Genomic DNA, 25,512 nt, shown 5'->3' with positions numbered 1-25,512 from the left:
TGTCAGGGGACGGCCGGTCCATTGGCTAGCCGACGGCGGCCGTGAAAGGCCGCAGCCCCGAGGGCGAGTGGCGCGTGAGGGGGTGCGAGCGCAGGCCGCTGCCAGAACCGATGAGCCCCGGGGTCCTCAACAAGGACCCCGGGGCTCGTTCTTTTTCTACTCCCCCCGACAACTGGCGAAGTTCTACCGCTTGACCGGCCCCGGTAACTATTCAGCGTACCCCAATTCGCCGGAGGTTGTCAGCCGGGCACCAGCGGAGGCTGCTTTCGCCAGGGCACGTTCCGAATCTCCAGGTTGCAGGTCGATGCCGCGACACGCATCGCGGATCAAGGTGACTTTGAAGCCGAGGTCCAGTGCGTCAAGGACCGACCAGACCACGCAGTAGTCGGTCGCCAGGCCACACACGTGGACGTCCGCCAGATTTTGGCCTTTAAGGTATTCTCCCAAACCGGTCGAACGCCGGCGCGCATTGTCGAAGAATGCGCTGTAGCTGTCGACGGCCGGATCGATGCCTTTGTGAAATATTTTCCGGAACCGATCGACTTTCAGGCCCGGGGCAAAATCGGCTCCGGGCGAGCCTTGCACGCAATGGACCGGCCACAGGATCTGGCTGACCCCGCCGAACTCGATCACTTCTCCAGGAACGTGAGACGGGTGATTGGCCGCGAAGCTGCAATGGTCGGGCGGATGCCAATCCTGTGTGGCCAGGACAACTTCGTACCGCGGCACAAGCCCGTTGATCACTCCAACCACTTCATTCCCGTGCGGCACTGCGAGGGCGCCGCCCGGCAGAAAATCGCGTTGCACGTCAACCACAAGCAAAACCGAACCAGTCGTATTCATGGCAGCTAGCAGGGGCACCGCCGTTGTCCGGTCCGATGATATGCCCTGCCGATTCAGGCTACCAGGGCCGCCCTGAAATGGCAAAACAACGCCGCCTTTTCACCTGGCCATTGGGTGCTACATTCCGCCGTGTTTACCGATCGTTGGGAGGTTCGCTGGTTACTGGCAGTGATGCTTTCAGGCTTAGCCGCCTGCAGTGAGGTAGGGCCGTCTACTTCCCGGCTGGCGCGCGGGTTTTTCAACACCATCCTCATCGACCCGGGGCACGGCGGAAAGGACAACGGAGCCACAACCGGCTGGCATGCGCCAAACGCTCTGCGGGAAAAGGATCTAACGCTGGACACGGCGCGGCGACTCCAAAGCAGGTTGCGGCGGGCCGGGTTTCGGGCCCCGATGACGCGGGAAGACGACCGCTTCGTCGAACTCGACGACCGCGTCGCGATGGCGAACCGCCGGGGCTCCGGAACGATCCTGGTAAGCGTTCACTACAACGCAACCGGCGGCTCAAGCCCAAACGGGGTCGAAACTTACTACTGGCGCGCGGATAGCCACGGGTTGGCGACCCGGATTGAGCGTTCGGTCTCGGCCGAAACGGGCCAGCGTTACGGCGGCGTGATCCGTCGCCGGCTCCGGCTGACGCGCAACCCCGAAATTCCGTGCGTCCTGGTCGAGTGCGCCTACATCACCAACCCGGAGGATAATCGCCGTGCGGCCGATCCGGCCTTCCGCGAGCGCGTCGCCGCTGCGATCGCCGACGGGATCAAGGAACAGTACCGGTTGGGCGACGCCGGAATTCCCTCCGTGCCGGAACTCCACGCCCCGCTTTCCCGGGCTTCGGATCGCTACGCCGAAACGACAAGCAGGCGGCACCATCGGTTCTGAGCGCAAATGGAATGCCACGGCAGAGAATGCCGCAAATGGAAGAGGGTGGCGGGTAACGAGTAACGAGTAACGAGTAACGAGTAACGAGTAACGAGTGTCGGGTGCCGGGTAAAAAGCGGGGTTCGGAGCGGCAGAGAATGCCGCAAATGAAGGAGGACCCGAATTGCGGCGTTCGCTCCTGAAATGACATCTACCGGGGATTACGTTGCTGCGTTCTTCTGGTTCTGTCATCGATGGCATCGGCCCGATGCCACGAGTCGAAGCGCTCCAGGAAGGCCACGAACAATGGGCGTTCTGTCATTTGCGGCATTCTCTGCCGCTCCGAACCCCGAACTTTACCCAACACCCGGCACTCGTTACTCGTTACTCGTTACCCGCCACCCTCTACCATTTGTGGCATTCTCTGCCGTGGCATTCTCAGTGTAACTCGATGACTTCCGAGGCACGGAGGCTGGTGACAAGCTGAGTCTTCATCTCGTGCAGCCCGGCTTCCAGTCCGACCGGATAAAGATGCGGGTTGAGTAAACGTTTCGCGCCCGCATAAAGGCGGTCGAGTTCCTGGCGCACGGTCGCCTGCATCTCGTGGATGCCAGGTGACTCGTAGACGCGTCGGCCCCCCCGATAGATCGGCACCAGCAAATCGCGGTACTCTGCATCCTCAGGGATGCGCCGGCGGATCGTGACGTCCGCAGGATCCACCATCGTGCGAGAGGGCTCAACGCCTTTGAGCTGATCGAAAATCAGGTCGGCCGTGTAGGTGCCTTTCGATGAGAAACGCCGGACCTGGAGTCTGCCCGGCGTTGAAATTTTGGCTGCCTGTTCAGACAATTTGACCTTGTAGTGCCACGGGCCGCCCTTTTTCCGTGTGGCGCTCAACTTGTACACTCCGCCCAGCGCCGGTTGGTCGTACGCGGTCACCAACTTGGTGCCGACCGCCCAGATGTCGATCCGGGCACCCTGCTCGTGCAGGCTGCTGATGATGTACTCGTCGAGGTCATTACTGGCCAGGATCCGGGTGGTATGAAAGCCGGATTCATCGAGCATCCGCCGTGTGACCACGCTGAGGTAGGCCAGGTCGCCCGAATCCAGGCGGATGGCCAGCAAATCCTTACCCCGTTTCCGGAGCGAACGTCCAACCTCGATGGCGTGCCGGACTCCCTGAAAGGTATTGTAAGTATCAACCAGCAGCACGCAATTGCCCGGCATCGCCTCCGCAAAAGCTTCAAAACTATCCCGCTCATCGGAGAATGACATCACCCAGCTATGCGCATGCGTGCCGCGCACGGGAATTTGGAAAACCTTTCCGGCCAGTACGTTTGAAGTCGCCGAGCAGCCTCCGATGTAGGCCGCCCGGCTGGCGGCAAGCGCGCCATCCGGACCCTGGGCACGCCGCAACCCAAATTCCAGCACGGGCGCGCCTTTGGCGGCCACGCAGACCCGGGCGGCCTTCGTGGCAATCAAGGTCTGAAAATTGATGATGTTAAGCAGCGCAGTCTCGAAAAGCTGGGCCTGCACCAAGGGCCCCCTGACCTGGATCAACGGTTCGTGGGGGAAAACCACCGTTCCCTCCGGAACGGCATCCACGTCGCAACTAAACTCGAACCGGCTCAGGAACTCGAGGAAATCCGGCGAAAAAAGCGGCTGACCGTCCGAATCGGTAAGGGACCCGAGGTATCCGAGGTCACTCTGATCGAAGCGGAACTCCTCCAGGTAGTCCATCGCATCCTGGAGACCGCAGGCCACCGTGTATCCACCCCCGAACGGCTGGTTCCGGAACGAGAGGTGGAAGATGGCTTCATCATCACTCATTCCCTCTTTCCAATAGCCATAGGCCATGGTGAGCTCGTACAGATCCGTCAGGAGCGCAGGCAAAGTTCTGATCATGGCGCAACGCGGCTATGCTCGTCGCCTCACCTGACCCGGTTCCCCGCCGGGCTGGGTAGACCAACCCACCGAATGAACTCAACCGGGCCACCGGGTAAGTACCCTTCCTGTCGCCGGACCTCGTTGCCCGTCGAATCCAAGAGCACGTACGTCGGATAGCCCTGAATTCCGAACTTTTGCGCGAGTTGCTCGTTCTGCAGCTTTTCGGCCGCCGGTTGCGGTTTGCCGCGGGGAAAATCCAGCTTCACCAGCACCAGGTGTTTGGCCGCGAAATCGGCAAAAGCGGGCCGTTCAAAAACTTCCTTATCCATCCGGATACACCATGGGCACCAGTCGGAGCCGGTAAAATCGAGGAGAATGAAGCGCTTCGACTCGGCCGCCGCAGCTTGCGCCTGCCTCAAATCAGTTTTCCAATTCAACACCTGGGCATGTGTCTGCAAGATGCAAAAGAAAGTCAGAAGGGCCGTTGCGAGGACCTGGAATCTGCATTTGCCGGGCAAGCCTGCTCGAGACGGCAGACAAGAAAGAAATCGCATAGTTGGATAGTAAAAAGACCTTACTTCAGGAAAAAGTCGACATCATCCACGTAAGTTTTGAACGGATCAGGCATCGGCAGGTAATCTTGCCCTTCCAGGGCCACCGAATCCCAATTGATGATGTACGGCAAATCGCGCTGCTGGAACGTCTGCACGGCCTGGGATCGTCCGGCCGCACGGGTATTGGCAGGCGGCACCGTCGTCGCGTCGTCGCGACGGACGCTGGCATTGAACTCGCCGATGGCCTTGGCCGGCTTTAATGCGTAAAAAAGGCCCCGTTCCGGGTTGATGTTGTGATATTCGAGGTCCAGGCTCTGCAGCCAGGGGTCATTCCAGCTCAGATCCTGCTCCTCCATAAACATCGTGAGGAGCCACCGTTTCGAGATCCAATCGACACCGCCGATCAATAGTTCGGGCTTATTACGGATTGCATCCAGGGTGAACCCCCAGCTTTCGAGCAACCAATCGGTTTCTTCATCCTGGCCGGCGAGGTAATGGTAAGCCTGTTCCAGAAACTGGTACTGGATGTCGAGCGCGTCCTGGCGCGACCCATCATCCATTTCGACCAGCCATTTGCCGTCCGGATCGCGGGAGATCTCGCGGGTGGCCAGCACCGCGTCCCGCAGCCCGAGTCCCCGGGGCAGCAGATCCTCTTCGAGCAAGGTGAGGATGCAAACGGTGGTCCCGACCTTCAGCGCAGTCGCGAAGGGGCTCATGTTGGAATCGCCGATCAGCAGGTGCAACCGCCGGTACTTGCGGTAATCGGCGAGCGGCTCGTCGCGCGCATTGATGATCGCGCGGTTAAACTGGACCCATTGGTAGATGTCATTAACGATGTGATCCGCCCGCTGGCTCATCTGGAATGGCACGTGGCCCGGACGGTCCGGCACTTCAAAATCGAACGCCAGCGGGTTTGCCTGCCCGACCCGGCCCGCCCCGGTAAAGATCTGGCGGGTTGCCAGGAACGCCAGCAATGAGGACAGGATCTCCGGGGTGAACTGCGCCTCACGACGCATCAGGTAATTTTCGTGACACCCGAACGTCGCGCCGGTGTGATGGTCGATGTTGTTCTTCAGAAAAGATACCTGGCCGGCCGCGTTCATTTCCCTTAATCCCCGCTGAAGGAGCTGGTCGCCGGCCAGATCATAAGCAACCAGGTCCCTCAGATTCAGGCACTCGGGCGATGAATATTCCAAATGACCCATGTCGAGGTACAGCCGCCCGCCATTCAGTAAAAAACCGCCGTTGCCCGGCGGTTCTTCGTAATCACGATAGTGCAGATCGATGGCGCCGACCTTACATTTGCGAAACAGATAATTCTTCGTTTTTACGGGCCAGGCGTCTGCCTGGCTTTGTGCCTGATCTTCTGAGATGAGGCACCCGTACTCCGTTTCCAGGCCGACTATGCGATTCATGGGACGGCAACCTCCTTCGAAATCGTAATGCGGGCAACCTAAATTGAGTTCGGGGTACGGTCACACGGCGGGCACAGCGAGGAGGCGGGCACCACGTAAGAGTTCACACGGCGAACACGGCGACCACGGCGGGAAGAGGGGGAAAGCGTTCGGCGTTCGGCGTTCGGCGTTCGGCGTTCGGAGTGGCATGATGAGGGGTGGGTGCGAGCGTCAAGGTTAGAGTTGGCGCCAGGTCCTCTTAATCTGTGTCAATCTGTGTAATCTGTGGATGTTTCCTCTTTTCTGCGTGTCAATCCAAATAATCCGCAGGATCTGTGGACGTTTTGTTTCTTCTGGATCAGTAGTTCGCCATGAGCCGTCCTGTTCGCGTTCGCTTTGCACCTTCACCGACCGGCTACCTGCACGTGGGTGGGGCGCGCACAGCGCTCTTCAACTGGCTTTTTGCGCGCCACACCGGCGGCGCCTTCGTCCTGCGAATCGAGGACACTGATAAAAGCCGTGAAAAAGAGGCCGCCGTGCAGATCATTTACGACGGCCTGCGTTGGCTGGGGCTGGAATGGGACGAGGGCGGCGACAAAGGCGGTCCATTCGGTCCGTACCATCAGACCGAGCGCAACGATGTTTATCATCGTTACCTGAAGGTGCTCGAACAGAAAGGCCTTACTTACGAAGACGCGGGCGCGGTGCGCTTCCGGTCTCCGCGCCGGCCGGTGGTCGTCGAGGACGAGATTTGCGGCCGGATCGAATTCGACCGCAGTCAGGAGCCGGACATGACCATCCGGCGGCCGGACGGCTCCTGGATTTTTCATTTTGCGAATGTGGTCGACGACCTTGAGATGCGGATTTCACACGTGATCCGGGGCGAAGACCACCTCAGCAACACCGCCAAACACATCGAGCTTTACCATGCCTTTGAGCACGAGCCGCCACGGTTCGCGCATCTCCCGTTGATCCTCAACCAGGACGGCTCGAAGATGAGCAAGCGCGACGAAGGGGCAAGCGTGGGCAGCTACATCGCACAGGGCTACGCGCCCGAGGCGGTGCGCAATTACCTTTGTCTGCTTGGTTGGTCTCCCAAGGATGACCGGGAAATGCTCCCGATCGACGAAGTCATTGCCCTCTTCGACCTGGGCAAGGTCAACCGGCGCAATGCGGCCTTTGACCTGAACAAATGTCTTTGGCTCAACGGCCAGTACGTGCACCAGATGTCCCTGGAGCGTTTCTGCGAGCTCAGCCGGCCGTTTCTCGCCGGTGCGAACATCAAGACGCCGGACAAAGATTATCTCCTTCAGGTGCTTGCCCTGGTTCGGGAACGGGTCAAGCTGTTCCGCGAAGTTCCGGAATGGGTGGATTACTTTTTTATGGACGCTTACCCTTACGACCCGGCGGCCGTGACCAAGGTATTGGGGAAACCCGGTGCCCTGGACCGTCTGGCGCAACTGGCTGACGCCTTCCGGCAAACGCCGGACTGGAGCGCTGACGCCCTCGAAACCGGCCTGAGACGTGTGGCGGCCACGGCCGGGCTCAAAGCGGCGGAGTTCATCCACCCGGCCCGGGTTGCCGTCAGCGGGCGAACCATCGGCCCAAGCCTGTACCATATGCTTGAGGTCCTCGGGCGTGACCGGGTCCTCTCGAGGCTGGAGCGCACCATCCGGCGATTTTGCGGAGCGCAGGCTTGAACAGGTTCTTGGAACAGGTCCGTTCGCTGGAACCCGGGACGAGCCTGGCCGTCCTGGGTGACCCGATTGCGCATTCGCTTTCCCCTGTAATGCACGATGCTGCGCTCGCCGCGCGGGGTCTGGCTCACCGGTACGGCCGTCTGCGGGTGAGTGAAACGGAGCTGGCGGAAGCCTTCCGGTATTTGCACGACCGGTTTCTTGGTTGGAATCTGACGCTGCCGCTTAAGCTCGCGGCGGTGAACCTGGTCGACGAGATCGATGCGGAGGCGCGATGGCTTAACGCCATCAACACTGTGGTTTGCCGTCAGGGAAGGCTGGCGGGGTTCAATACTGACAGCGCCGGCCTGCATCGCGCTCTGGATGAGGCGTTCGGGGCGGGCTGGAACCTGGCGCCTGTCACCATCATCGGTGCAGGGGGCGGTGCCGGCAGCTCTGCGGCACGGTACCTGGCGCGAATCGGCGTACCCGAGCTGGTCCTGGTGAATCGGACCCCTGAGAAACTGGAACCGCTGCGGGCTGCGCTCGCCGGCCTGACCAACCTCCGGCTCCACGGCTGGGACGGGTTGCCGCGGGCGGTGGCGGAATCACGCCTGCTGATCAACGCTTCTTCACTCGGGCTTGACGGAGCCCCGCTGGGGTGGGACCCGGGCTGGCTGCAGAGCGATCACCGCGTTTTCGATATGGTCTACCGGCGTGACCCGACGCCCGTGGTAGCCTGGGCCCGCAGCCGCGGGACCGTTGCCGCTGATGGGCTCGCCATGCTGCTTTACCAGGGAGCGGCCGCGTTCCGCCATTGGTTTGGAGAACCGGTGCCGGAAGCCGAAATGCGTCGCGCCTTGTATGCCGCCGCGGGCCGCGCGTGAGGCCTCGTTCCCGCGTGAGGCCGCCTGTGCCGCATTGCGCTCCGTCGCGAGGTGGACTAATCTTGAGCCGCTTTTCGGCATGCCTTTACTTGAATCGCTCTCAGAAATCGCTCAAGTCAGCCACTGTACGGATTCCGCTCGTTTTCGCGAGGTGACCCAGGAGGCGTCTGAGGACCAGAAATCATTTATACGCACGATCCTCGACAGCAGGCTCGTCGACGAACAGGAGTTTCTCCGCGGATTAGCCAACTGGCTCGAAATTCCGTGGTGGAACGAGCCGATCACGACGGTGGCCGCACCCCTTCGCGAGAAGGTCCCGGCCAGAATCGCCCTTCGCCATCACGTCGTGCCGCTCCAGCTCAACGACGACGGCATCTGGATTGCCATCTACGACCCGTTTGATTTGCTGGCCCGGCAGACGCTCGCTTCCACGTTGCCGGAACGGATTTTTTACGTGATGGCGACCCGCACCCAGCTTTTACAGGCGTTACGGCAGGGGTACGGCGTCGGCGCGGAAACGTTCGAGGCGCTCCTGGAGGGCAGAACCGTTGAAGACGACGGCTCGGAGGTCAGACAGGAAACCAACGTCCTTGACCTCGAAGACTCGGAAGCATCGGTCGTCAAATTCGTTAACCAGATTCTGCGCGAAGCTCTCGATCAGCGCGCGACCGATATCCACGTCGAACCCTTGGCCGACGAACTCCGGATCCGGTACCGGATTGACGGCGTGCTGCACGAAGTTCCCGTGCCGCCCAACATCAAGGTTCTGCAGGCGTCGGTGATATCGCGACTTAAAATCATGGCGCACCTGGACATTGCCGAGCGCCGTTTGCCCCAGGACGGGCGTATCAACCTGGAATTGGAAGGCAAACCGATCGATGTTCGCGTCGCCACGATTCCCTCGGTGGCCGGTGAGAGCGTCAGCTTGCGTCTTCTCGGCCAGGAACGGTTTACTTTCGACCGGCTCGGCCTGGATGCCGAAGCCCAGGCGCGCATCCGCAGCCTGCTGGCGATGCCGAATGGGATTATCCTGCTGACCGGGCCGACCGGGTGCGGCAAGAGCACTTCGCTGTATACGTTCCTCGCCAGCCTTAACACAAAGGAACGCCGCATCGTTACGATTGAGGATCCCGTAGAGTACAAACTGCCGGGCGTCATCCAGATCGCGGTAAAACCGGAAATCGACCTGACGTTTGCCAATGGGCTGCGCAGCATTCTTCGCGGCGATCCGAACGTCATCATGGTGGGGGAAATGCGTGACCGCGAGACCGCTGAGATCGCCATTCGCGGTGCGCTCACCGGTCACCTGGTATTCAGCACCTTGCACACGAACGATGCGATCGGCGGCATTACCCGCTTGGTCGATATGGGCATAGAGCCCTTTTTGGTGGCGAATTCGGTACGCGCCTTTATCGCCCAGCGTTTGGTCCGCGTCCTCTGCAGCCGTTGTAAAAAGCCGGTGGAACATTCTCCCGGTTACCTCCGGCAGATCGGGTTCCCGGTGGAGCACGCCGGCAAACTGCTGGGCGCCGTCGGCTGCGAGCATTGCCGTCACACCGGTTATGAAGGCCGGGCCGCCATCTTTGAGATTTGCGTCGTTTCCCAGCAGATGCAGGATTTGATTACACAGAACCGGCCGGCTTCGGTGCTGCGGCAGGTCGCCATCGAGGAAGGCATGGTGCCGCTGCGGCCATACGGGTGGTCAAAGGCGATTGTCGGTCTTACCACTGTGGAGGAAGTGGTCCGGGTGACGGCTGCCGACCTGGAAATGGTGGATGAATAGGGTTTTCAGGCCATGGCCGTTTTTCATTATATCGCGATGAGTCACGACGGGCGTCGCCTCGCCGGCGAGGTCGAAGCCAAAGATCGGTCCGATGCTTTTCGTAAGCTGGACCGCCAACGGCTCCAGCCCGTCCGCCTGGAATTGGGTGAATCAGCCGCAAGCGCAAGGGCAAGGGCAAGCGCAACCGCAACGGCGACCGTGCCCCGGTCCGCGGCCAGACCCGTACCCGACCAAAAGCCCGCCGCGGCGGCCCCCGTGCGCGGCATCCGGTTGTCGCGGGGCCAGATCATCTTGTTTACGGAAGAAATGAGTGACCTGCTGGACGCCGGCCTGCAACTGGAGCCTGCCCTCCGGGTAATGGAAAATCGGAAGGAGCTCTCCAGCATCAAGAATGTGGCGGCGGCATTGCGGCACCAGGTTCGTGAGGGGAGCAGCCTTTCCCATGCCTTGCGGCAGGTCTCGCCGAACTTCGGCGACCTTTATTGCAACCTCGTCGCGGCCGGGGAGATCAGCGGCTCCCTGCCGCAGTTACTCAAACGGCAAGCCAATTTTTTGGTCACGATTGATGACCTGCAGAAAAAGGTGGTCTCAGCGTTGATTTACCCGGGCCTTATCTTTGTCCTGGGCGTCGGCCTGATTTTTCTGTTCATGACTTACCTCGTGCCGCAATTGACGACCCTGTTTGAGAAAACGGGTAAAGAGCTGCCGCTGGTCACACGACTGCTGATCCAGACGAGCGCATTTTTTTCGCAGTACTGGTGGGCGATGCTCGGCGGCGCGGTGGCCGTCATCGTCGGCTTTTACCGCTTTATCCATACCACGCCGGGCAAAGCCTGGTGGCACCGGGTGCAGTTGCAGCTTCCGCTGTTCGGCGCCGTGCTGAAAGGCCGTTTCTACACCCAGTTTTCCCAAACCATGGCCAACCTGATCGCAAACGGGATTCCGCTGCTGACCGCGTTGCGGTTGATGAACAACGCCACCGGGAACCTGTACCTGCGCAAGCAGATGAATCAGGTCGTCGAGATCGTCGGTGAGGGTGGTTCGCTCTCGCGCGCGCTCCAGCGGATCGGCAGTTTTCCGCCGCTGTTTATCGATATGGTGACCGTGGGCGAGCAAACGGGCGACCTGGCCAAGGCCCTCGATAAGGTCGGCCGCCGTTACGATAAAGAGCTGAATCTCCGTATCCAACGGCTTACCGCCCTGGTTCAGCCCGTGATTATTTTCGTGATGGCCGGCATGGTCGGCCTGATCGCGTATTCAATCGTCAATGGAATCTTTGATGCAGTCTCGGGCCTGTCGCCCCGGTAACGAACGGCTGACCGGCGACCGGCGGGCGTATCCCCTTCCGGGATGGCGAGCCTGAAAAAACATGAACGGTTTGAAACTGCTGAGCCTCGATTTTGATGGCACCCTGATCGGGCCATGGAACGGAACCCAACCGGAAATCGCTTCCGGGCTGATCCCGAGCCTGGAATGCCTCCGCCAGCGGGGCGTACTTATAGCCCTGAATACCGGCCGTACGGTGCCGCTGGTTGACCAGGCAATGCGGATTTTTCCGTTCGTGCCGGATTATGCGTTGACGGCCGAGCGCGAGGTATACCGGTGGGAAGGGCGGCAGTGGGTGGACGTCGGCGACTGGAACGAGCGGTGCCACCGCGCTCACGCTGACCTTTTTCGCAAGACGACACCCCTCCTCGACGAGATTCGTCGTTTCCTGGAGCGCGACACGGAGGCGCGGCCATACTACGAGGACGGATTGTTGGTCGGGGTGATAGCCAAGACGAATGAGGAGATGGACCGCGTCCAGGAGTTTATCGCCTGCCGGCAGGTGTGCTGCCCGGATTTTTCAAGCCAGCGCAACAACATCTACCTCCGGTTTTGCCACCGTGCCTACGACAAAGGCAGCGTCCTCAACGAACTGCAACGGGTGCTCACGATCAACCCCGGGGAAACGTTTGCAGCGGGTGATAATTTCAATGACCTGCCGATGCTCAGACGAAATTGCGCGCACTGGCTGGCGTGCCCGGCCAACAGCGTCACGGAAGTGAAAAACATGGTCAGCTCAGGCGAAGGGTACGTGGCCGAAGGTGCCCACGGCTATGGGGTCATGGAAGCGTTCGCGCATTTCTTCCCCGAAGCGTTCGATGCAGACGCTTGATCACACGGCGGGCACGGCGGGTTTGGCGGGCACAACGTAAGAGTTCACACGGTCACACGGGGACCGCAGCGTAAGAGTTCACACGGCGAACACGGCGGACCACGGCGACCACGGCGGGAAGAAGGGGAAAAAGTTCGGAGTTCGGAGTGGCAGCATGGGGGTGGGTGCGAGTGTCAAGCTTAGCATTGCCGCCGGGTCCTCTTCATCTGTGTCAATCTGTGTAATCTGTGGATGTTTCCTCTTTTCTGCGTTCTTCTGCGTGTTCTGCGGATGATTTTATCTTTCCGCTGTGGCGCCGTGTGACTGGCAACCGACACTGAATTGATGGCGCGAGGCACGCATTTGGCCTAGCGTAGCGAACGTTAATGACCTGCCGCCGCTATGGATGACGCTCAAACCGCCCAAAGAACAACCGGAACCGGAAACGCGAGCGCGAAACCCGGGTTGCTTACCGCGGCCACGATGCCGGCCGGTCCAGCCGACAAGGTCGTTATCGACGTGGATGGCGTTGATTTTAATTACGGGCCGACCAAGGCCCTCCACGGCATCACCCTTAAAATTCCGGAACGGAAGGTAACGGCTTTTATCGGGCCGTCCGGGTGCGGCAAATCGACGTTGCTGCGCTGTTTCAACCGGATGAACGATCTGATCGATCACGCGAGGGTCACCGCGGGCGCCATCCGGATTCAGGGAACGGACATCAACGACCCCGCCATTGACGTGATTGAGTTGCGCCGGCGCGTCGGTATGGTTTTCCAGAAGTCAAACCCCTTTCCAAAGTCCATTTACGAAAACATCGCCTACGGTCTGCGGATTTCCGGGGTACGCGACAAACGCGTGATCGACGAAACGGTTGAAAGCAGCCTGCGGGGAGCCGCGCTCTGGGATGAGGTGAAGGACCGGCTCCACACCAGCGCGCTTGGCCTTTCGGGCGGCCAACAGCAGCGCCTGTGCATCGCCCGCGCCGTTGCGGTCCAACCCGAGGTGATCTTAATGGACGAACCGTGTTCAGCGCTTGACCCCATCGCGACGGCCAAGGTGGAAGACCTTATCTGCACCCTGACGGACCGATACACAATCGTGATCGTCACCCACAACATGCAACAGGCGGCCCGGGTTTCGGACATGACCGCGTTCTTTTACCTTGGACGCTTGATCGAGATCGACCGCACCGACAAGCTTTTCAGTAACCCGGGCCAGAAACAGACGGAGGATTACATCTCGGGACGTTTCGGCTAAAACGCGAACCCGAAACTGAGCTGGAAGGCCCCGAAATCATCCCGGCTCCGCGAAAGAGGGCGGTAGCGCGGGTTCGGGTTGATCCCGTAGTCGACTCGCAACGGGCCGATCGGCAGGTTATAGCGCACGCCGGCACCGATGGCTGTGCTCATGTTGTCAAAAGGCGACGAGCCCAGGCCGCCCGCGTCGAAAAAAGCAGCCCCGACCAGGTCAGCCACGATCGGAAAATCGTATTCGACGTTGAAGACCGAACGGGCGAGGCCGCCGATCGGGTTATTGTTCGCATCGTGGGGGCCCAGGTCCCGTTCGACGAAACTTCGGACGGTGTCAGCGCCGCCGCTGAAAAACCGTTCCGTGATGGGAAGATCGAACGTACCGCCGGACGTCGTGGCGATCATGCCGAAACGCACCCCCGCCGCCAGCAGGCTCTTGCCGAGCGGGACAAAGTACGTGAACCGTTCCGTCAAGCGCAGGAAGGCGCCGGCACCTTGGGTAGGCTCGCAGGCGGCGGCCGTGAGGACCAGGATCCAGCCTTTGTGCGGGTTGATCGGGTTGTCGCGATGATCGATCGTCTGGTTGATTCCTGCCTCCAGCACCTGATAACTGGTCGGGCCGGTGAGAAACGACGGCTCGATGGTAACCTCGCTCAGGCTCGTGTTACGAAATTCGACGTACGCGCTGCTCTCGAAAATCGTTTGCCACTTCCGCGTCAGGCTGATGCGGCCGTATTCGTTCGTGTAGGTGAAACCCTGCAGCTGCTTCGAGTCAATCCCGACCGCTAACCGGAGCCGGTTCGGCGTGTTCATGAACCAGGGGTCCTCGTAAGAGATTTCCCCGGATGGACCCCGGCCGGTGATCTCCGCCGTGAGCGAAAAGATGTGCCCTTCACCGCCGACGTCAAGGTCGCGGTAACTGGCGCCCACCAGCGGTCCATAGAACGTTTGGAAACCGCCGAAAACGCTGAACTCCTTCGCCCTCGCCTCACGAGGCACCAGCGTCAGCCGGATCGTGTCGTCAGGTTCAGTGGTTTCCTGGATGTCAAGGGTATCGAACAGCCCGGTCCTGATGATCGAATCGTCCAGCTTGCGCAGGGTATCCGGGCTATAGGTCTGACCCTGCAGTTCAGCGAAACGTTTTGGAAGAAAATCGGGCTTGAGGTGAGCCCTGGGCCCCTGCCGTACCACGATGTCGCCGAACCGGAACACCGGTCCGGGCACCGAACTGACGCGGATCGGGACGCGGCCGCCGGACTGCACATGGGCAAAGTCCGGCGTCAGCTCCACCGTGGCCTGGTAATGGCCCGCTTGCTTGTAAATGAACGTCAGGTCACGCTGTAGGTTGGTAAGTTCGCCCTCTGAGTAAGGCTTTGGCTGGTCGGTCCGGTCCTTGATCTTCCCATAGAAAAGCGTCGTGGGAACCTGCGGATCGTTGGTGAAGGTGATCGGTCCGAAAAAGTACCTGGGGCCTTCATTGATGGTCACCACCGCGTCGACGGCGTCCCGCGCTTCATCGGGGATCGTCGCCAGTTTGACGATTTGCACTTTGGGAAAGCCTTGTGCGACGTAATAACCCTGGAGCAGCCCCGTCCCCGTCACGAGGTCAGCTTCTACGTACGGCAATTGTTTCCGAAACTCGGAGAACCGTGCGCGGGTGGTGCCGACCATGTACTCGGTCAGAGTGGCGGGTGGAAACGTTTTATCACCGGCAAACGTGATATTCCCGAGGTTATAGTAGCGTCCTTCCCGGATATCGAGTTCCAGGTACTGGCCGTTCCCGTAGATCTTATACTTCACGTCGGCGGCAGGGTAGCCGTGCCGGCGATAGAACACGACGAGGTAGTAAGCCGCATCATCCGCCAGCGGCAGATTCAGACCCTGGTTCCTGATCTGCTGAAGCGAGTCGGCCAGCGCCGCCGTGAGGTCAGCGGTGCTGAAGCTGTAATTACCGGCAAACCGTACCCGCGACGCCATTTCCGGCGGGGGCGTGGGTTGGATCTGCACGGTGGCAGCCCTCTGTTCCTGCGGCGTTGCCTGCTGAGGCGAGGGCGGAGCTTGCGCCAGGTTGATCGCAATTACCCCCAGGACTAATCCGGCCGTGATGAACGTGGCGCGTCTCATCGGAACCGGATCAGGTATCGCAGCCGGAGGCCGACGTCGCCTTCCTGACCGACCTCACCAATCAATTGGTAGTCCTTCGTCAGATCGAATCGTGCGCTCACATCCTGGGTGCCCGGGCGGCTGCCGGGAATGATGTTGACCTGCACCCGTTCCAGAAACGATTGCTCCTGGGCACCCGGTTTGAACTTGAAAACCTTGTGCAGCAATTGTTGGGCAAGGATGAAGGTCGCACGGCCGGCCAGTAAGGTCGGGTTTTCGGTAAATTCCTGAGTCGTCGCCCCGGTGGCCAGGAGGGTGGCGATGTCGCCTTGCGACAGCGGCGGCGTGCTGTCGAAGAGAATCTGGAAGTTTGACAAGCTCCCGAAAATCCGGACCCGCACATCGTAGTCCTGGACGGTCGACGTGCCGATGATGTTAAGCACCGGGTCAAATGGGTTGCTGCCCGGGGCAAAGTTTATGTAGCCGTTGTTGATGTCGAGATGGCTGAACGGCAACGACGCGGTCAGGTGATCTACCCGGACAAAGCCCGTCACCGCCGGTGCCAGCCCCGTGCCGCCCACGTGGAGATCGATGGTCACCCGGCCGCGGGCAAGGTTGCTCTGGATCAAAAACGGGCGAGGCGTCTGGACGCTGATGTTAAACTTCCAGTCGCGCAACGGGGGGGTTGTGATGGAGATATTGCTGCGCGGAACCGCGGGTGGTTTGGGCGCAGGGCGGCCCGGCAGGTTCAGCGGGAGGATGTCGATGTCCTGGAAAAACCGGCTGTCAACCACGCCCACCCTTCCCGACACCTCGCCCCCGGAGAGCGGACCCCGGATCGCCAGATCAAAATCGCCCCGCACGATAACGTTGTCGCTGCGGGTAAACAGAACCTGGTTGCCGGTTGTCGTAAGGTCGAATTTCGGGTTGGTGCCATCTGCCAGGTTGATGCTGCCGTTTACCCGGAAGGCACCGCCGCCGGCCAATCCCGTCAACTGATCAATCTGCACGTGATCCTGTCGAAATCCGATCCGGGTAACAAAGTTCGAGATCGGCGGGATCGCATCGGTCTTCGCCTGGATCCTGGGAATATCCGCCGTGATGTCGCCGGCCAACACCGGTTTCTTCAAGGTGCCGCCTACGTTGACATCGGCGCCGGCCCGTCCTTCGATTCTGCGGAAAACCGGAACGACCTTCTGCACGAAAGCAAGGTTGGTACTGGGCCATTGGAGTGAGAACTGCAGCGGCGTGTCGTCAGGCAAACGGCGGCTATCGATCACCCGACCGACGTCGACGGGGACCCGGCCCTGCAACTGGATCGGCTGAATGTCGGCCTGCCGGACCTGGCCTTGCACGGTCAAAACCTTGTCCGCCAACCGGATCTGGATGTCACTGGACGCAGCTGAAAGCGATGATACGGCCGTCGAACGCAGGTCGCGGACCGTGGTGGTGATGTTCACCAACGGGTCCTGTAGCGTTTTCGAAACCAGCAAATGAAAGCCGACGTAGCCTGTCGCCTGCGGCTTTCCGGATTGCAAGGAGGCAATCGAGACGTTGTCTGCCTGAAGGCTCACCTGGAGCGGTTGATCGAGGCTGACCGGCGCTTTAGCCCCGGGCCGAAGATCCAGCGGAACCGCCGCATTGCCGGTAATCAAATTGCCGTTCTTGGTTACCTTCAGGTTCGGGATCTCGAACCGCTGGGGATCAAACCGCAGCGCCGCCGTCAGGTCGGCATAGGGCGAGTTAACCTGCAGGGCCGGCACCTCAACGTGCGAGCCCTGATAATTACCGGCCACGTCGATCTTGACGCCTTGAACGGGTTTTGCCCGCAGGCCGTCGCCGTGCAGTTCGACTTTTCCAGTCGAGTTCTTGAGCTCACCTTGCCCGTTCCAGTTCAAGTTCAACCGGCCGGCCAGGTCCAGGTTCTGCCCGAAGGACGTCGCCAGGCCATTCAGAAAACCGATGTCCTGGAACGCGACCGTCGCATCCGCATTGTAGGTGTACGGCTCGGTCACTTGAGAGTCGCCGCGTACGTCTACCGTGTCCTTCTGGTCGAATACGATCCGGCCGGTTGAGACGTTTACCTTGCGGTCTGCCAGTCCCGCCTGCACATCCGCAGTTTGAATCGTCAGCCCCCGGTACTTCACCTGCCGCGCGTTCATCGTCACGCCGGCGGTCGAGGCGAGTGCATCCGCCAGGTTTCCATTTGCGGTGGCGTTCACTCCGAGTGAACCGGACAAACCTTCGGGCTGGCCGAATTGTTTTAATGCCGGGTTAAACGCACCCAGGTTAGTGAGTTGAACCTGACCCGACAGGCTGAACGGCCGCGGATCTGCCACCTGCACATTACCGGAAAGATCCACCGTGTTTCCCGGATCGAACCCCAGGTGACAGCTTTGCAGCTGGACCTGATTGTCGGCCAAAGCTGAGGCAAGCTGTACGGTTTGGACCGTAAGACCCCGGTACTGGATCTTGTCTCCCGTCGCCTGGAATTGGCCCCCGAGGTGGTTGGTATCCCCGCGGCCGGAAAAAGTCGCCTGGAGATTGCCGGCCAGTCCTTCCGGTTGTTTAAACGCTTTCAGAAACGGGTTGAAGTTATCCAGCTTCGGCAGGGACACCTGGCCGAAAGCCTGGTAGGGGTAGGGAGCGCTCAGGCCGGCCTTGCCGTTCAGATCGATGTAGTTGGCTGCATCGAGCTGGATACGGGCAGACTCCACGGTAGCCTGATCTCCTTCCAACCGCACGTTAGCATTGATCGCCTGCAGCGCGGCCCCTTCATACGTGACCTGATCACCGTGCAACCGGACCGACCCTTGCGGTTTGAGCTCATGGACGGCGACGTGCCCGTCCAAACCCAGCGCGCCGGTGTAGAGCCTGGTCTTGAGAAAATCAGCCGCGGACGGCACCGCCAGGTTCAGTTCGGCATCCACCTGCTTGGGGTCAAACGGCGCGCCGGCCGCCGGCAAACGGGTTTGGGCGCTCAGGTCGATCCGGCTTTGCGCCGCGCGCACGGTGGCCTGCAGCCGGGCTTCGGCGGTCCCCGGCAGGACTACGTTTGCCGTGATGGACGGCACCTGCACCAGATTGAAAGTCACGTTCTGAATATCCGTCAGGACGATCGCCTGAAAGGAGGTCCACAGGTCCTGTTCCAACGGCAGCCGGCCCGCAGCGAAGACGTGCGCAGCCGTCCCGGGTACGGCTAACCCTTGTGCCGTCAGGTCCTGAATCCTGGCCCCGATGACGGCCTGCCAGGCACCCGACCGCAGCCCGACCGAGCCGGCGGCTGCAACCTTTCCGTGCAGGTCAGGCACGTAGAGTTCCGGCTGCGGCGCGGTAATCGCCAGGCCTGCATCCAGGTTAAGCTGTGTGAGGAAGTCGCCGAGGTCATTCGGCAGCTGATACGTGCCCGCAACCTGCACCGCGTTCGGGCCGGAACGCACGGTGATCTGGTGGATCTCACCGGCGCCCCCATGAAACTCCGTGTCGACCCCGATGGCTTGCGCCTCGTAGGTCTGGTACTTCAGGTTTTCAACCCGGGTCCGGAGCAGGCCGCTCCAGGTGTTCGGATGGGCGATGTCGCCGGTCAGTTGAGCCTCCGTGCCGCTCACGGCTCCGGCTACGGGCAGTTTCACGACGGGCTGCAGCCTGCTCAGGTCGAGGCGGCCGAGCCGAAGGTTGACGGCGGAAGGTTCGGTCAGATCACCTTGATTGATGGCGGCGTGCAGCTCCAAGGGGGCGTTCAGGGCGGTTCCGTTCAGGTCCGCCCCGAAGATCCCGTCGGCCGACCGGCTGACATCCAGGGCAAGACGGCCCACGTCAACCAGCGGTGCGAGGTTTAGGCCCGTAATCTCCAGCACCCCGTTCCGGTTGGTCACACCGGCCTGCACGTCGCTCCAGTGACCCACGCCCGGCACCGCAACTTCCTGCCAGCCGAGACTCCCGGGCTGGTCCTGGTGCAGGTGCAGGAACAAGTCCCTCACCTGCACGTCACCGGCGCTTTGCTGCATCGTCAGGTTGAAGTGGTCAATGTCCACCTGTTCCGGGATCACCGCCGGAAACTTGAGGGGGCCGCCTGCTTTCTTCGGCTGTGGCGGCGTCTGGCGGATCACCACGTCCACGTCTTGCAGGCTGACCAGCTGCACCGCGTGCGCCCAGTCCTTGTGCAGGGCGGCAATGAGGTTGTAACGTAATGCCACCGTTTTCGCCTGCAGCCGTTCGATGGGGAAATCCTTGTTCTCCGGCATCGGGCTGACGGACACGTCTTGAAGGGTAAGGCTTGAAAAGGTCGAGCTTTGGACCCGGTAGGAGAGCGTAATTTTGGCAGCGCCGGCAAAATGCTCGCCCACGAATTGCATAAGGGAAGAGAGAAGCGGCTGAAGCAACGGAACCTGGAGCAGGAAAACCAGGGCCAATGCGCCAAGATCGTGGAAAATTATCGGGCGTCGTTTGGTTTTGTGTTCAGCCATGCTGCGGCGATGTGCGATTTTCTTAACGTGATTTGACCGTCAGATGATCCAACCCGCCTCGACCAACAAACCTGCGCGAGTCTCGCCACAGAAGCCGCCCCTGATCAAGCGGCGATTTCACATTTTTGTGCGTAGCCTGAAGCGGGCCGCCAATCGCTACAACGCCGTCAACGGTGAGCAGTGCGCTGCCTCCTTTGCCTATTACGCGTTCTTCTCGCTGTTTCCGCTGATCCTGCTGGCCGTCGCGGTCGGAACCTTCTTCGTGCGCGACCCTTTGCAGACCGCCAACTCGGTCGTCACGCAGCTCGAAATGTATACCCCGCTTCAGCAGCATGACCGGGCACTGCTCCTCGACACGGTGCTGAATGTTTTGAACAACGGGTGGCGCGCTGGGCTGCTCAGCATCTTCGCATTACTGTGGGGTTCATTACGTTTTTTTCAGGCGTTAGTAATCGGCATCAACCGCGCGTGGAGACAGCCGGATTACGATTGGTGGCGGCTGCCGCTCAAGAACCTGCTGATGACCGTGATTTTCGTGGTGGCGCTGGGGCTCGGCGTTCTGACGCCCGCCATCTTTGACCATCTGAAAATGTGGTGGCCTACCCTGAATCTGAGTGTGGGTCTGAACCTCATCACCGCGATTTTCCCGACGATCTTGTTGTACCTGGGAATCTTGACCATCTTCCGGCTTGCGCCACGACATCGATCGCGTCTGCGGCACATCTGGATGCCCGCTATGATCACCACCGTCCTGTTAAAGTTCAGTCAGTTTGCCCTTACGTGGTACCTGAACACGTTTAATTCCAACGCCGTTTATGGCGTGTTTGGGTCACTCATGGGGCTGTTGCTCTGGATCTACGTGTCGGGCGTGATCATGATTTTCGGAGGCTGTTTGTGCGCCACGGGCCACGCCATCGTGCATTTCCGGGTGGGCCGGCCTCGCTTCATACGCTGGATCGCACGGCGGCCGCGGCAAGGAGAATCACACGGCGCCACGGCGGATCCACAGATTAAAAACAGGTATCCGCAGAACACGCAGAGAACCCAGAAAAGGAAAGCATCCACAGATTACACAGATTAACACAGATCGAAGCGTGATCTTACGCCGCGGGTTTCTCCATTGGTGGCATCCTTCCGCTTGTGGCATTTGTGACATTTAGAAGTAGAAGGGAATGCCGGCTTCCTCGAACGCTTTTTTGTTTGCCGCAAAATACTTGTTTCCCAGCGCGTCGAAGCCGCCCGCCGCTTTGAACTGTTTGAGAAAAGCGTTAACCTGGTTTCGTAGTTCGTCGTCGCCTTTCCGGAGGCCGATGGCCCATTCCTCCACTTGGAAAGGCTGGAGCAAGGCCTTGGTGGTGTCGGGGTACTTTTTGGCGTGCTGAAAAATCGAGATCTGATCATAGATCATTACGTCCGCTTTGCCTTGCGACACCTCCGTCGCGCAGCTCGCGTCGTCGTTAAAGACGAGGATCCTGGCGTTCTTGAGATGCGTAAGCGCGTAAATGTGAGCGGTCGTCGCCTTCTTCACTGCGACCCTGACGTTCGGCTGGTCAACATCGGCGATTGACTGGATGCGGGAATCTTTATGCACCAGGAGCGCCAGGCCCATTTTCAGGTACGGGTCGCTGAAGTCGATCGATTTTTCCCGCTCCGGCGTCTTGGTCAGTGAGGAAATGATGAGGTTGATCTTGCCGGTTTTCAGCGCCGGGATCAGCCCGTCGAAGGGAAGGTTCTCGATCCGGACGGGCCGCTGGAGGTAGTCGCCCAAGGCCTTGGCAAGCTCCGGGCTGACGCCTGCAGGTTTGCCGGCAGCATCTAACATTTCAAACGGAGGAAAGCTAAGTTCCATCCCGATGGCGAGTTCGGCCGGCGGGTTAGCGCGGGCGGAGGCGATCAGCAGCGGCAGGAGGCACCAGCTCAGCAGGCGGATAATCGTGTTCACAGGGACTCTTACCCCGGGTGCTTGAACGGGCGCAAGCCGCCGCGGGTGACGCAGGGCGCTTGTTGGGCGGCGCTTTACATCCGCTCCGTCCGGCGTTATCCGACCTCCGTGTTGGAAGTTCGGGATCTTTCTATCAACTTTCGTGCCCGCACAGCCGAGACCACGGCGGTGGACCGGGTGACGTTCCGGGTAGAACCGGGAGAAACCGTGGCGGTCGTCGGCGAGAGCGGGAGCGGCAAGAGCGTCACGGCCCTGGCGCTGACGCGCCTGTTGCCGCAGCCTCCCGCCGTTTACCGCTCCGGCGGCATCTTTCTGAACGGTGAATCGGTGTTGGACATGGCGTCGCGCCGGTTACGCCAGATCCGTGGCGGACAAATCGCCTACGTTTTTCAGGAACCCTCCACCAGTTTGAACCCGGTAATCCCGGTGGGGCGCCAGCTGGCCGAAAACATCCGGCTGCACCGGCCCGACGTCCGGAACCTGCGGGCTGAGGCGATCCACTGGCTTGAGCAGGTCGGTATCGTGGAGCCGGCCAAACGCATTCACGCCTACCCGTTCCAACTCAGCGGCGGCATGCAGCAGCGCGTGATGATCGCCATGGCTTTGAGCGGGCGTCCGCAGCTCCTGGTTGCCGATGAACCTACCACGGCGCTGGATGTTACCGTCCAGAAACAGATTCTTGACCTGTTTCGCGAGCTGAAGGTGAGGTTTGGTATGTCGATCCTGCTCATCACGCACAACTTCGGCATCGTCCACGGTTTAGCCGACCGCATTGTCGTCATGTGGCGCGGCCGGGTGGTCGAACACGGTGATACCGGCCGCGTGCTCGAACATCCTGAACACCCGTACACGCGGGCGTTGATCGACTGCGTTCCGCGTCTCGGCGCACACCTGCGCCGGCTCAAGGTAGTCGACTATGACGGCCTGAAGCCCGCCCCGCCTTCCCGGTAATGACGCGCCACGGCGACGTACTTCTGCGCCAGCGAATGGATGCCGGCCACCTCGCTTTCAGTCAGTTCCCGGACGACCCGGGCCGGGCTGCCCAACACCAGGGAGCGCGGCGCGACTTGCGTTCCCTTCAAGACCAATGAGTAAGCGCCGATGATGCACTCCGCGCCGATCACCGCGCCATCCATCACGCACGCCCCCATGCCCACGAGCACGTGATCCTCAACGGTGCAGGCGTGCAGAATCGCCCGGTGCCCGCAATTTACCCCGTTGCCGATCCGGAGGGCATAATCATCCGCCACGTGGAGCACGCACCCATCCTGGAGGTTGGTTTCTGCGCCGATGTCAATGCGGTTGATGTCGGCGCGCACCACGGTTTGATACCAAACGCTTGACCGCGCACCGAGCGTGACCGCGCCGATCAGCGTCGCGCCGGGAGCCACGTACGCTGATGGGTCGATCATCGGCGTCTGGGACAAGTACCGGTCGAGTCGCTGCCAGACGGGCGGGTGCTCCTGTTCCATACGCAAAAGAATAATGCATTGACACAAAGAAACGAATGTTGTGATAACGACCGGCAAATCGAGCGCCCGCCCGGCTCCGTTATGCCTGCGGGTCGAAGAATTTCATTCAACGACGCAGGCAAGCGGCCGGCACGACACATTCCATGAACAAAGTTGAGTTAGTGCAAGCGGTCCGGAGACAGCTTGGAAGCGATACAAGCCGGGCCGCAGCGGAGCGCGCAGTCTCCGCGGTGATGCAAGCCATCAAGACCGGCGTCAAGAAAGATAAACTTGTACAGCTGGTCGGATTCGGAACCTTCCGCATCGTCGAGCGCAAAGCCCGCACAGGCATTCACCCGAAGACGCTTCAGCCGATGAAAATACCGGAATCAAAGACGGTCAAATTCGTCCCGGCAAAGGATTTCAGAACCAGAGTCTAGAGAAAATTCCACAAATGCCACAAATGGAAGATTTTGATCCGCGAAATCCCGGTATTCTTCAGCTCGTGGTATTGAGGCAACGTTACGTATCCTGATTCCTTATTTGTGGCATTCCATTACCCGCCATTCGACACCCGCCACCCGACACTCGTCCCCTCCCACCTCCCATGCTTGGCACCATCTATTCTTCTGCGGAAATCCAGGAACTGGAGCGGACCGCCTTTGCTGCGGGCGTAGATAATGAGGGGTTGATACGGAAGGCCGGAGCGGGCGTGGCCGGAAAGATCCTGGCCGAGGAGCGTTCGCCCGGGATTTGCATCGTCTTTGCCGGTAAGGGCAATAACGGGGCTGACGCCTTCGTGGCGGGCCTGCACCTGCACGCGGCGGGCTGGCGGATCTGGGTTCGTCTTCTCGCGCCGGTTGAGGCCCTTTCACCCACGGCGGCCGCACCCTGGCGGGATCTTGCGCCCAAAGCCGTCCTGCAGCCGGAGCCGATCACGTCGTTCCCGCCCCAAACGCGGGTGATCCTGCTGGACGGAATCCTCGGCGTAGGCGCACGGGCGCCTTTGCACGACGATGTACGGCGTTTGGCCGGAGAACTCAACGGGCTGCGCGAACGATTCAGCGCCCGCGTGTACGCGGTTGATCTTCCCACCGGCGTCACGGATGAGGCCGCCGATGAAGGAAGCGTGCGCGCCGACGTGACCCTTACGATCACGTTTCCAAAAACGGCGCTCGTGCGCGATGACGCCACCGATTTTGTCGGCCGGATCGAGGTGGTCGAGTTACCCGAGCTTGCGCAGCGCGCTGATCCCGAAGGGGCTCGCAATCGCCCCCTGATTTCCTATCCGGAAAATCTTCGCGAGTTGGCCCCCTTGCGCCATTTCGAATCGCACAAAGGAAATTATGGCCGCGTCGGCATCGTCGCGGGATCGCGGGATTACCCCGGGGCCGCCCGGTTGTGCGCCACGGCGGCGGCCCGAGCGGGAGCCGGGTTGATCTACCTTTACGTATTGCCGGAGACGCATCCTTTGATGGCGGTCAGTTTGCCGCCCGAAATCATCATCAAAACCGTGGAGACCTACGCTTCGGTCGTTCATGAACGGCTCGATTCCCTCGGCCTCGGTCCCGGCCTCGGGCATGAACGGGGAACGGAACTTCTCGACCTCATCCAGAATTTTCCAGGTCCCATGGTGGTGGATGCCGACGGGTTGAACCTCATCGTTCGGGAAAAGTTCGACCCGCGTACGCTCGCGCATCCGCGGCTTTTCACGCCTCATCCCGGGGAAATGGCGCGGCTGTGGCCGGCCGAAGGCAAAACGCGCGCCCAAATCGTCCAGGAATACGTGCGCGAGGTGCCGGTGACCCTGCTGCTCAAGGGTGCCCGGACCGTGATCGGCCAGGCCGGGAAAGCGCTCGGTTACAACACGACCGGTACCCCGGGCCAGGCAACGGGCGGTTCCGGGGACGTCCTAACCGGCGTATGCACCGCCTTGATGGGACGCAAACTCGCCCCCTACGATGCCGCCCGGCTGGGGGCATGGCTTTGCGGCCGGGCTTCCGAACTGGCCGTCGGAGAGCAGTCCGAAGAATCCATGCTGCCAACCGATACCATCGCCTTCCTCGGTTCCGCCTACCAGGACCTGCGGGGGCAGAGGCGGTAGGGTCCGGTCACACGGTCACACGGCGGCCGCCACGTAAGAGTTCACACGGTCACACGGCGGCCGCAGCGAGGAGGGCGGGCGCGGCGTAAGAGTTCACACGGCGAACACGGCGAGCCACGGCGACCACGGCGGGAAGAGGGGGAAGGGGAAAAGCGTTCGGAGTTCGAAGCG

19 protein-coding genes are annotated in these 25,512 nt (G+C 60.7%); 11 read left to right on the top strand and 8 right to left on the bottom strand.

Annotated elements, in window-relative coordinates:
- Window positions 1-207: 207 nt before the first annotated feature.
- Complete coding sequence (pncA, locus tag JO015_19640; GenBank protein ID MBW0001314.1) at window positions 208-843, bottom strand: bifunctional nicotinamidase/pyrazinamidase; 636 nt, start codon at window positions 841-843, stop codon at window positions 208-210.
- 129 nt (window positions 844-972) lie between these two features.
- Between pncA and JO015_19635 the strand changes: the two genes are divergently transcribed.
- Window positions 973-1,725: an N-acetylmuramoyl-L-alanine amidase gene (locus JO015_19635; protein MBW0001313.1), complete on the top strand. Its 753-nt coding sequence runs from the start codon at window positions 973-975 to the stop codon at window positions 1,723-1,725.
- A gap of 417 nt (window positions 1,726-2,142) precedes the next feature.
- On the opposite strand, the gene JO015_19630 is transcribed toward JO015_19635, so the two are convergent.
- The 3 genes from JO015_19630 to JO015_19620 are packed head-to-tail and all read right to left on the bottom strand — an operon-like array spanning window position 2,143 to window position 5,560.
- The gene (locus JO015_19630) at window positions 2,143-3,609 is read right to left on the bottom strand and encodes a nicotinate phosphoribosyltransferase (protein MBW0001312.1); all 1,467 of its coding nucleotides are present in this window, start codon (window positions 3,607-3,609) and stop codon (window positions 2,143-2,145) included.
- A gap of 26 nt (window positions 3,610-3,635) precedes the next feature.
- Complete coding sequence (locus tag JO015_19625) at window positions 3,636-4,145, bottom strand: thioredoxin family protein (GenBank protein MBW0001311.1); 510 nt, start codon at window positions 4,143-4,145, stop codon at window positions 3,636-3,638.
- 20 nt (window positions 4,146-4,165) lie between these two features.
- A complete protein-coding gene (locus JO015_19620; protein MBW0001310.1) occupies window positions 4,166-5,560 on the bottom strand; it encodes a proteasome accessory factor PafA2 family protein in 1,395 nt (464 codons plus the stop codon).
- Between the two features lie 350 nt (window positions 5,561-5,910).
- Between JO015_19620 and gltX the strand changes: the two genes are divergently transcribed.
- From gltX to JO015_19590, 6 genes are all read left to right on the top strand, one after another.
- Entirely contained in the window at window positions 5,911-7,239 is a 1,329-nt protein-coding gene (gene gltX, locus JO015_19615) for a glutamate--tRNA ligase (protein ID MBW0001309.1), read from the top strand.
- Entirely contained in the window at window positions 7,236-8,102 is an 867-nt protein-coding gene (locus tag JO015_19610; GenBank protein MBW0001308.1) for a shikimate dehydrogenase, read from the top strand. Before gltX ends, JO015_19610 begins: the two co-directional genes overlap by 4 nt.
- Window positions 8,103-8,181: 79 nt before the next feature.
- A complete protein-coding gene (locus JO015_19605) occupies window positions 8,182-9,885 on the top strand; it encodes a type II/IV secretion system protein (GenBank protein ID MBW0001307.1) in 1,704 nt (567 codons plus the stop codon).
- Window positions 9,886-9,897: 12 nt separating this feature from the next.
- A complete protein-coding gene (locus tag JO015_19600) occupies window positions 9,898-11,193 on the top strand; it encodes a type II secretion system F family protein (GenBank protein MBW0001306.1) in 1,296 nt (431 codons plus the stop codon).
- Window positions 11,194-11,254: 61 nt separating this feature from the next.
- Entirely contained in the window at window positions 11,255-12,043 is a 789-nt protein-coding gene (locus JO015_19595; GenBank protein MBW0001305.1) for an HAD hydrolase family protein, read from the top strand.
- Window positions 12,044-12,505: 462 nt separating this feature from the next.
- Window positions 12,506-13,282, top strand: a complete 777-nt coding sequence (locus JO015_19590) for a phosphate ABC transporter ATP-binding protein (GenBank protein ID MBW0001304.1) — start codon at window positions 12,506-12,508, stop codon at window positions 13,280-13,282.
- Here JO015_19590 and JO015_19585 read toward each other — a convergent pair.
- Both JO015_19585 and JO015_19580 read right to left on the bottom strand, forming a co-directional pair.
- Window positions 13,279-15,399 (bottom strand): BamA/TamA family outer membrane protein, encoded by a 2,121-nt coding sequence (locus JO015_19585; GenBank protein MBW0001303.1) that lies wholly within the window; start codon window positions 15,397-15,399, stop codon window positions 13,279-13,281. The two genes, JO015_19590 and JO015_19585, sit on opposite strands and share 4 nt — an antisense overlap.
- Complete coding sequence (locus JO015_19580; protein MBW0001302.1) at window positions 15,396-19,844, bottom strand: translocation/assembly module TamB domain-containing protein; 4,449 nt, start codon at window positions 19,842-19,844, stop codon at window positions 15,396-15,398. The genes JO015_19585 and JO015_19580 overlap by 4 nt, the downstream gene beginning before the upstream one ends.
- Before the next feature lie 43 nt (window positions 19,845-19,887).
- Here JO015_19580 and JO015_19575 point away from each other — a divergent pair, with 43 nt between their 5' ends.
- A complete protein-coding gene (locus JO015_19575) occupies window positions 19,888-20,925 on the top strand; it encodes a YihY/virulence factor BrkB family protein (GenBank protein ID MBW0001301.1) in 1,038 nt (345 codons plus the stop codon).
- 75 nt (window positions 20,926-21,000) lie between these two features.
- Here JO015_19575 and JO015_19570 read toward each other — a convergent pair whose 3' ends face one another.
- A complete protein-coding gene (locus JO015_19570) occupies window positions 21,001-21,693 on the bottom strand; it encodes a transporter substrate-binding domain-containing protein (GenBank protein MBW0001300.1) in 693 nt (230 codons plus the stop codon).
- A 171-nt stretch (window positions 21,694-21,864) separates the two neighbouring features.
- On the opposite strand from JO015_19570, the gene JO015_19565 reads away from it, so the two are divergent.
- Window positions 21,865-22,737, top strand: a complete 873-nt coding sequence (locus JO015_19565) for an ABC transporter ATP-binding protein (GenBank protein MBW0001299.1) — start codon at window positions 21,865-21,867, stop codon at window positions 22,735-22,737.
- On the opposite strand, the gene JO015_19560 is transcribed toward JO015_19565, so the two are convergent.
- Window positions 22,701-23,258, bottom strand: coding sequence for a gamma carbonic anhydrase family protein (locus JO015_19560; protein MBW0001298.1), 558 nt, complete (start codon window positions 23,256-23,258; stop codon window positions 22,701-22,703). The two genes, JO015_19565 and JO015_19560, sit on opposite strands and share 37 nt — an antisense overlap.
- A gap of 143 nt (window positions 23,259-23,401) precedes the next feature.
- Between JO015_19560 and JO015_19555 the strand changes: the two genes are divergently transcribed.
- On the top strand, window positions 23,402-23,677 hold the full coding sequence (locus tag JO015_19555; protein MBW0001297.1) for an HU family DNA-binding protein: 276 nt from the start codon (window positions 23,402-23,404) through the stop codon (window positions 23,675-23,677).
- A 167-nt stretch (window positions 23,678-23,844) separates the two neighbouring features.
- Window positions 23,845-25,341: an NAD(P)H-hydrate dehydratase gene (locus JO015_19550; protein ID MBW0001296.1), complete on the top strand. Its 1,497-nt coding sequence runs from the start codon at window positions 23,845-23,847 to the stop codon at window positions 25,339-25,341.
- Window positions 25,342-25,512: the final 171 nt, after the last annotated feature.

It is taken from the genome of Verrucomicrobiota bacterium (assembly GCA_019247695.1).
Lineage (GTDB): Bacteria > Verrucomicrobiota > Verrucomicrobiia > Chthoniobacterales > JAFAMB01 > JAFBAP01.
This window is presented reverse-complemented; position numbering and strand designations above follow the sequence as displayed.

Bases quoted from the DNA above. Each gene is read 5' to 3' on its own strand.
- pncA (MBW0001314.1), bottom strand. From the start codon at position 843: ATGAATACGACTGGTTCGGTTTTGCTTGTGGTTGACGTGCAACGCGAT.
- JO015_19630 (MBW0001312.1), bottom strand. From the start codon at position 3,609: ATGATCAGAACTTTGCCTGCGCTCCTGACGGATCTGTACGAGCTCACC.
- JO015_19625 (MBW0001311.1), bottom strand. From the start codon at position 4,145: ATGCGATTTCTTTCTTGTCTGCCGTCTCGAGCAGGCTTGCCCGGCAAA.
- JO015_19620 (MBW0001310.1), bottom strand. From the start codon at position 5,560: ATGAATCGCATAGTCGGCCTGGAAACGGAGTACGGGTGCCTCATCTCA.
- gltX (MBW0001309.1), top strand. From the start codon at position 5,911: ATGAGCCGTCCTGTTCGCGTTCGCTTTGCACCTTCACCGACCGGCTAC.
- JO015_19605 (MBW0001307.1), top strand. From the start codon at position 8,182: ATGCCTTTACTTGAATCGCTCTCAGAAATCGCTCAAGTCAGCCACTGT.
- JO015_19600 (MBW0001306.1), top strand. From the start codon at position 9,898: ATGGCCGTTTTTCATTATATCGCGATGAGTCACGACGGGCGTCGCCTC.
- JO015_19595 (MBW0001305.1), top strand. From the start codon at position 11,255: ATGAACGGTTTGAAACTGCTGAGCCTCGATTTTGATGGCACCCTGATC.
- JO015_19590 (MBW0001304.1), top strand. From the start codon at position 12,506: ATGCCGGCCGGTCCAGCCGACAAGGTCGTTATCGACGTGGATGGCGTT.
- JO015_19585 (MBW0001303.1), bottom strand. From the start codon at position 15,399: ATGAGACGCGCCACGTTCATCACGGCCGGATTAGTCCTGGGGGTAATT.
- JO015_19580 (MBW0001302.1), bottom strand. From the start codon at position 19,844: ATGGCTGAACACAAAACCAAACGACGCCCGATAATTTTCCACGATCTT.
- JO015_19575 (MBW0001301.1), top strand. From the start codon at position 19,888: ATGATCCAACCCGCCTCGACCAACAAACCTGCGCGAGTCTCGCCACAG.
- JO015_19570 (MBW0001300.1), bottom strand. From the start codon at position 21,693: ATGGAACTTAGCTTTCCTCCGTTTGAAATGTTAGATGCTGCCGGCAAA.
- JO015_19560 (MBW0001298.1), bottom strand. From the start codon at position 23,258: ATGGAACAGGAGCACCCGCCCGTCTGGCAGCGACTCGACCGGTACTTG.
- JO015_19555 (MBW0001297.1), top strand. From the start codon at position 23,402: ATGAACAAAGTTGAGTTAGTGCAAGCGGTCCGGAGACAGCTTGGAAGC.
- JO015_19550 (MBW0001296.1), top strand. From the start codon at position 23,845: ATGCTTGGCACCATCTATTCTTCTGCGGAAATCCAGGAACTGGAGCGG.